Consider the following 7,051-nt stretch of genomic DNA (forward strand, 5'->3'; position numbering starts at 1 on the left):
GCCGCGCTGCCCGCGTTCCTCGCGCCGCAACTGGCCACCCTGGTGGACGGCCCGCCACCGCACCCCGAAGAGTGGCTGTTCGAGCTCAAGTTCGATGGCTACCGGCTGCTGGGGCGCATCGAGCGCGGGCAGGCGCGCTTGTTCACGCGCAGCGGCAAGGACTGGAGCGCGCGCCTGCCGGCGCTGGCGCAGGCGCTGGCCGCCTTGCCGCTGCGCTCGGGCTGGATTGATGGCGAGGTGCTGGTGCTCAATGCGCAGGGCTTGCCCGACTTCCAGGCTCTGCAAAACGCCTTTGCCGGGCGCGGCAGCGGCCGCCCGGTGTACTACGCCTTTGACCTGCCGTTTGCCGATGGCCAGGACCTGCGGGCCCTGCCGCTGTGGCAGCGGCGCGATCGCCTGCGCGCGCTGCTGGCCCCGGCCGGTGCGGCACCGGACCGCTCCGGTGCCGCTGCGGTGCGTTTCAGCGAGGCGTTCGAGGCCGCGCCGCGGGATCTGGTCGCATCGGCCTGCCGGCTGGGCTTTGAGGGCGTGATCGGCAAGCGCATTGCCGCGCCCTACACGGGCGAGCGCAGCACCGACTGGATCAAGCTCAAGTGCAGCCTGCGGCAGGAATTCGTGCTGGGCGGCTACACCGACCCGCAGGGCGCGCGCACCGCGCTCGGGTCGCTGCTGCTCGGGGTGCACGCGCCCGACGGCACGCTGCGCTACGCCGGCAACGTCGGCACCGGTTTCAAGGAGCAGGCGCTGCGCGATCTGCACCGGCGGCTGGCGACGTTGGAGGTGCCGGACAGCCCGTTTGCGCAGCCGCGCGCGCTGCCCGCGCGCGGCGTGCACTGGGTGCGGCTCGAACTGGTGGCCGAGGTGTCGTTTGCCGGCTGGACCGAGGCCGGGCGCGTGCGCCACGCCGTGTTCCAGGGCTTGCGCGAAGACAAGCCGGCGCAGGCCGTGGTGCGCGAGCAGGCGCTGGCGCTGGGCGCGCGCCCAGCCGGTGCGCCGGCCCGCGCCCCCTCTGCCGCCAAGCCGGCGCCCGCGCGCTCCGCCCGGGCCGCGCCGGCCGAGGTGCAGGGCCTGGCCATCACCCACCCCGAGCGTGTGGTCGACCCCGCCAGCGGCACCACCAAGATCGAGCTGGTGCGCTACTGCGCGGCGGTGGCGCCGCTGATGTTCGAGCACCTGCAGGCGCGCCCGGTGGCGGTGGTGCGTGCGCCCGAGGGCGTGGGCGGCGAGCTGTTCTTTCAAAAGCACATGGACACCCGCCACCTGCCGGGCATGGCGACGATTGCCCCGGGCACGCAGCCCGCGCACCCGGCCCTGCTCGAGGTGGTGCGCGCGCAGGCGCTGGTGGCGGCCGCACAGATGAACGTGATCGAATTCCACACCTGGAACGCGCGCAAGGACCGCATGGACCGCCCCGACCGCATGACCTTCGACCTCGACCCGGGCACGGGCGTGCCCTGGAGCGCCGTCTGCGAAGCCGCGCAGCTGGTGCAGGTGCTGCTGGAGCAGCTGGGCCTGCCGGCCTTCCTCAAGACCAGCGGCGGAAAGGGGCTGCACGTGGTCGTGCCGCTGCAGCGGCGCCACGGCTGGGACACGGTCAAGGGCTTTGCCCAGGCCGTGGTGCGGCACCTGGCGCGCACCATTCCGCAGCGCTTCGTGGCCAAGAGCGGGCCGGCCAACCGCGTCGGAAAGATCTTTGTCGACTACCTGCGCAACGGCTGGGGCGCCACCACGGCGTGCGCCTGGACGCCGCGCGCGCGCCCTGGCATGGGCGTCTCGGTGCCCATCGCCTGGGACGAGCTGCCCACGCTCACGGGCAGCGCGCAGTGGACGGTGCGCAGTGCGCCCGAGCGCCTGGCGCTGGGCAACACGCCCTGGCACGGCTATGCGGGCGCAGCCAGCGCCCTGGGGGCGGCGATGCGGGCGCTCGGCTATGCGCCGCAGGCCCCGGACTAGCGCTGGCGCAGAGCGCCGGACAGGCCCGGGGTCCGGCCGGCGGTGCGCCAATACGGGCCGCAGCACGCACAATGCACAGGCCCCCTTCAACGCGCTGTGCTGCCATGACCCTGACCGAACTCAAATACATCGTCGCCGTCGCCCGCGAGAAGCACTTTGGCAAGGCCGCCGACGCCTGCTATGTCTCGCAGCCGACGCTGTCCGTGGCCGTCAAGAAGCTCGAAGAAGAGCTGGAGGTCAAGCTGTTCGAGCGCAGCGCGGGCGAGGTCTCGGTCACGCCGCTGGGCGAGGCGATCGTGCGCCAGGCGCAAAGCGTGCTTGAGCAGGCGGCCGCCATCAAGGAGATTGCGCGGCGCGGCAAGGACCCCGTGGCCGGCGCGCTCACGCTGGGCGTGATCTACACCATCGGCCCGTACCTGCTGCCCGAGCTGGTGCGCCACTCGATCGCGCGCACGCCGCAGATGCCGCTGATGCTGCAGGAAAACTTCACGGTCAAGCTGCTGGAGATGCTGCGCACCGGCGAGATCGACTGCGCCATCCTGGCCGAACCCTTTCCCGACACCGGCCTGGCCATGGCGCCGCTCTACGACGAGCCCTTCCTGGCCGCCGTGCCGAGCACGCACGCGCTGGCCGCGCAGAAAAGCGTGACGGCGGCCGAGCTCAAGAACGAGACCATGCTGCTGCTGGGCGCTGGCCACTGCTTTCGCGACCATGTGCTCCAGGTCTGCCCCGAGTTCGCGCGCTACGCGAGCAACGCCGAGGGCATCCGCAAGACGTTCGAGGGTTCGTCGCTGGAGACCATCAAACACATGGTGGCCGCCGGCATGGGCGTGACGCTGGTGCCGCGGCTGTCGGTGCCGCGCGACGCGCTGCTCACGGCCTCGCGCCGGCGCCAGGGCGACGAGACCCACATCCGCTACCTGCCGGTGCGCGAAGCCGACGGCAGCGCGCCGCCGATGCGCCGCGTGGTGCTGGTGTGGCGGCGCAGCTTCACGCGCTACGAAGCCATCGCCGCGCTGCGCAACGCGGTCTACGCCTGCGAGCTGCCGGGCGTCACGCGCCTGTCGTGAGCCGGCGGCATGCTGCGACCTGGCCGGCCGCGCGCCGGCCTTGCGCTACAGTGTTTTGGCGCGCGCACAGCGCAGCCCCTGTTTCCAACCCCGTTCCGGAGAAGACCCCATGGCCAAGGCATCCAAGTCATCGGCGACCCACATCAACATCGGCATCGGTGAGAAGGACCGTGCCGCCATCGCGCAAGGCCTCTCGCGCCTGCTGGCCGACACCTACACGCTGTACCTGACCACGCACAACTTCCACTGGAACGTCACCGGGCCGATGTTCAACACGCTGCACACCATGTTCATGGGCCAGTACACCGAGCTGTGGAACGCGGTCGACCCGATCGCCGAGCGCATCCGCTCGCTGGGCCATGTGGCGCCGGGCTCGTACGCCGAGTTCGGCCAGCTCGCCAGCGTGCCCGACGCGCCTTCGGTGCCGCCCAAGGCGCTGGAGATGGTGCGCATCCTGGTCAAGGGCCACGAGGCCGTGGCGCGCACCGCGCGCGGGCTGTTCCCCGCCGCCGACAAGGCCAGCGACGAGCCCACGGCCGACCTGCTGACCCAGCGCCTGACGGTGCACGAGCAGACCGCGTGGATGCTGCGCTCGCTGCTCGAAGAATAAAACCCGCCCTGGCGGCGCCGCGTGCTGTGCGCGCGGCGCCGTTTTTTCGTTTCTGCTCCTCCCTTTGCCCTGACTGCCATGCCCTCCGCCGTTCGCCACCGCCTTGCCCTGTACCTCGACCTGATCCGCTGGAACCGGCCTGCCGGCTGGCTCGTGCTGGTGTGGCCCACGCTGAGCGCGCTGTGGGTGGCGGCGGAGGGTTTTCCGGGCTGGCACCTGCTGGCGGTGTTCGTGCTGGGCACGGTCCTGATGCGCAGCGCCGGCTGCTGCATCAACGACGTGGCCGACCGGGACTTCGACCGCCATGTCAAGCGCACGGCGCACCGGCCCATCACCTCGGGCCAGGTCTCGGTCACAGAGGCGCTGGCCGTGGGCGCCGTGCTGTCGCTCATTTCGCTCGCGCTGGTGCTCACCACCGACTGGGTGGCCGTGGCCTGGTCGGTGCCGGCGCTGCTGGTGACCATTCTTTATCCGTTCACCAAGCGCTTCTTTGCGATGCCGCAGGCGGTGCTGGGCATTGCCTTCAACTTCGGCATCGTGATCGCGTTCGCCGCCGTGCAGGGCGAGGTGCCGGCCCTGGCCTGGCTGCTGTGGCTGGGCAACCTGTTCTGGGTGTTGGCCTACGACACCGAATACGCGATGGTGGACCGCGACGACGACCTGAAGATCGGCATGAAGACCTCGGCCATCACGCTCGGGCGCTTCGATGTCGCGGCCATCGTGCTGTTCTACCTGTTGTTGGTGGGTTTTTGGGCTGCAGCCCTGGTGCCGCTTGCGCTGGGCGCTCCGCTTTATGGAGCGTTTGGGCTGGTGCTGGCGCAGGTGGCGTGGCACTGGACGCTGATCCGCGGGCGCACGCGCGAGGGGTGTTTCCGCGCGTTCCGCGTCAACCACTGGATCGGCTTCACGCTGTTTGCCGGTGTGGTCGGCGGATACGCGCTGCGCTGATGCTTTGATTTTGATAGCTGCCAGCGCTTGCTGTATCAGCGGTGGAGCCGGATTTCACCGAAAAATCAATCGCCGAACTCGTCGCCCAGCTCGCGCGCGCGCTGCTGGGCCGCGTGCAGGGCGCGCATGAACTGCCGCTGCACGCCGTCCTGCTCCATCGATTCGATGGCCGCATAGGTCGTGCCGCCCTTGGAGGTGACGCGCTGGCGCAGCAGCTCGGGCGGCTCGTCGGAGCGCCGCGCGAGTTCCGAGGCGCCGGCGAAGGTGCCCACGGCCAGCTGGAGCGCCTGCTCGCGGGGCAGGCCCATGTCGGTGCCCGCCTGGGCCATGGCTTCGAGGAAGAAGAACACATAGGCCGGGCCGGAGCCCGAGAGCGCGGTCACGGCGTCGAGCTGCGGCTCCTGCGCCACCCACAGCAGCTCGCCCGTGCTGGCGATGGCCTGCTCCACCGCCTGGCGCTCGGCGGCGCTCACGGCGGGGCGCGCATACAGCGCCGTCATGCCCTTGCCGATCAGCGCCGGCGTGTTGGGCATGGCGCGCACGATGCGCTCGCTGCCGAGCCAGCGCGCGATGCTGCCGCTGCGGATGCCGGCGGCCACGCTCAGGTGCACGGCCGCGCGCGTGTGAAAGCGCGCCAGCAGCGCTGCTTCCTTGAAGGTCTGCGGCTTGACGGCCCAGACGACGAGGCTGGCGCGCTCGAGCTGCGGGCCGGGCAGCGCCTGGGCGACGATGCCGTACTGCTGGTGCAGCGCGGCGCGCGCGCCTTCCCAGGGCTCGACCACTTCGATCTGGCCGGGCGGCACGCCCTGGCGGACCAGGCCGCCGATGATGGCGCTGGCCATGTTGCCGCCGCCAATGAAGGCGATGGCCGGGTCGGAAGAGGGGGGGGCGGCAGGGGTCGGGTTCATGGCGGGATGTCGGCAAATGGGGCATCCATGGTAGCGGCTCGCACGCCCCGGGGTGGCCGCCGCCGCCCTATTCGAGCGTGGCCTGGCGCACCGCGTGTTCCCAGCGCGCCATGCGCTCTTGCGCCTGCGCCGCGTCCATGGTGGGCAGGAAGCGGCGCTCGGCGCGCCAGAGCTGCGCCAGCTCGTCGGTGCCGGCATAGACGCCGCTCGCGAGCCCCGCCAGGTAGGCCGCGCCCAGCGCCGTGGTCTCGATCACGGCCGGGCGCACCACCGGGATGCCCAGCAGGTCGGCCTGGAACTGCATCAGCAGGTCGTTGACGCAGGCGCCGCCGTCCACGCGCAGCTCGCTCACCGGCCGCCCGCCCGCGGCCACGGCGTCGCGGCCCATGGCCTGCAAGAGCGCGGCGCTCTGGTAGGCGATGCTCTCGAGCGCGGCGCGCGCGATGTGCGCGAGCGTGGTGCCGCGCGTCAGGCCCGTGATGCTGCCGCGTGCCTCGGGCTTCCAGTACGGCGCGCCCAGGCCCGTGAACGCCGGCACCATCACGACGCCGCCCGCGTCTGGCACGCTCTCGGCGAGCGCCTGCACCTCGCTGCTCGCATCGATGGCGCGCAGGCCGTCGCGCAGCCACTGCACCACGGCGCCGCCGACGAACACGCTGCCCTCCAGCGCGAACTCCGGCCGCGCGCTGGTCTGCGCGGCGCTGGTCGTCAGCAGGCCGTTGGTCGAGGTCTGGAAGCGCTCGCCGGTGTGCACCAGCGTGAAGCACCCCGTGCCATAAGTGTTCTTGGCCATGCCGGCGGAAAAACACGCCTGGCCGAACAGCGCGCTCTGCTGGTCGCCGGCCACGCCGCCGATGGCGATGGCGCTGCCCAGCACGTCGGCGTGCGTGTGGCCGAAGTCGGCCGCCGAGGGCAGCACCTCGGGCAGCAGCGCGCGCGGGATGCGCAGCAGCGCCAGCAGCTCGTCGTCCCATTGGTTGCTGCGCACGTTGAACAGCATCGTGCGGCTGGCGTTGCTGACATCGGTCACGTGGCGCGCGCCCTGCGTGAGGTTCCAGACCAGCCAGCTGTCGACCGTGCCAAAGGCCAGCTCGCCGCGCTCGGCCTGTGCGCGCGCGCCGGGCACATGGTCGAGCAGCCACTGCAGCTTGGTGCCCGAGAAGTACGCATCAATCAGCAGCCCGGTCTTCTGCTGGACGGTGGCAGCCAGGCCGCGCGCGCGCAGGTCGGCGCAGGCGGGCTCGGCGCGGCGGTCCTGCCAGACGATCGCGTGGTGCAGCGGCTGGCCGGTGGCGCGGTTCCAGAGCACGGTGGTCTCGCGCTGGTTGGTGATGCCGACCGCGCGCACGGCGCTTGCGGCAATGCCGGCCTGGGCCAGCGCCGCCTGTGCGGTGGCGCGCTGGGTGCGCCAGATCTCCATCGGGTCGTGTTCGACCCAGCCGGGGCGCGGGTAGATCTGCGGCAGCTCGAGCTGCGCCTGGGCGACGATGTTGCCGCGCGCATCGAACACGATGCTGCGCGAGCTGGAGGTGCCTTGGTCGAGGGCGAGAAGGTAGGTCATG

General features: G+C 71.6%; 6 protein-coding genes. 4 read left to right on the forward strand and 2 right to left on the reverse strand.

Annotation, left to right across the window (positions count from 1 at the left end; all coding sequences use genetic code 11):
• From ligD to ubiA, 4 genes are all read left to right on the forward strand, one after another.
• Positions 1 to 1,953, forward strand: a 1,953-nt coding sequence (gene ligD / locus B2J89_RS20345) for a DNA ligase D (RefSeq protein ID WP_169170682.1), incomplete at its 5' end; no start/stop codon positions are given.
• 104 nt (positions 1,954 to 2,057) lie between these two features.
• Complete coding sequence (locus B2J89_RS20350) at positions 2,058 to 3,023, forward strand: LysR substrate-binding domain-containing protein (protein ID WP_169170683.1); 966 nt, start codon at positions 2,058 to 2,060, stop codon at positions 3,021 to 3,023.
• A gap of 109 nt (positions 3,024 to 3,132) precedes the next feature.
• Complete coding sequence (locus B2J89_RS20355) at positions 3,133 to 3,633, forward strand: Dps family protein (RefSeq protein ID WP_169170684.1); 501 nt, start codon at positions 3,133 to 3,135, stop codon at positions 3,631 to 3,633.
• 78 nt (positions 3,634 to 3,711) lie between these two features.
• Positions 3,712 to 4,581, forward strand: coding sequence for a 4-hydroxybenzoate octaprenyltransferase (ubiA, locus tag B2J89_RS20360; RefSeq protein WP_169170685.1), 870 nt, complete (start codon positions 3,712 to 3,714; stop codon positions 4,579 to 4,581).
• A gap of 65 nt (positions 4,582 to 4,646) precedes the next feature.
• Here ubiA and proC read toward each other — a convergent pair whose 3' ends face one another.
• Both proC and glpK read right to left on the reverse strand, forming a co-directional pair.
• Positions 4,647 to 5,489: a pyrroline-5-carboxylate reductase gene (gene proC, locus B2J89_RS20365; protein WP_169170686.1), complete on the reverse strand. Its 843-nt coding sequence runs from the start codon at positions 5,487 to 5,489 to the stop codon at positions 4,647 to 4,649.
• A gap of 67 nt (positions 5,490 to 5,556) precedes the next feature.
• A complete protein-coding gene (glpK, locus tag B2J89_RS20370) occupies positions 5,557 to 7,050 on the reverse strand; it encodes a glycerol kinase GlpK (RefSeq protein ID WP_169170687.1) in 1,494 nt (497 codons plus the stop codon).
• Position 7,051 lies beyond the last annotated feature (1 nt).

This window comes from Acidovorax sp. SRB_24, assembly GCF_012931925.1.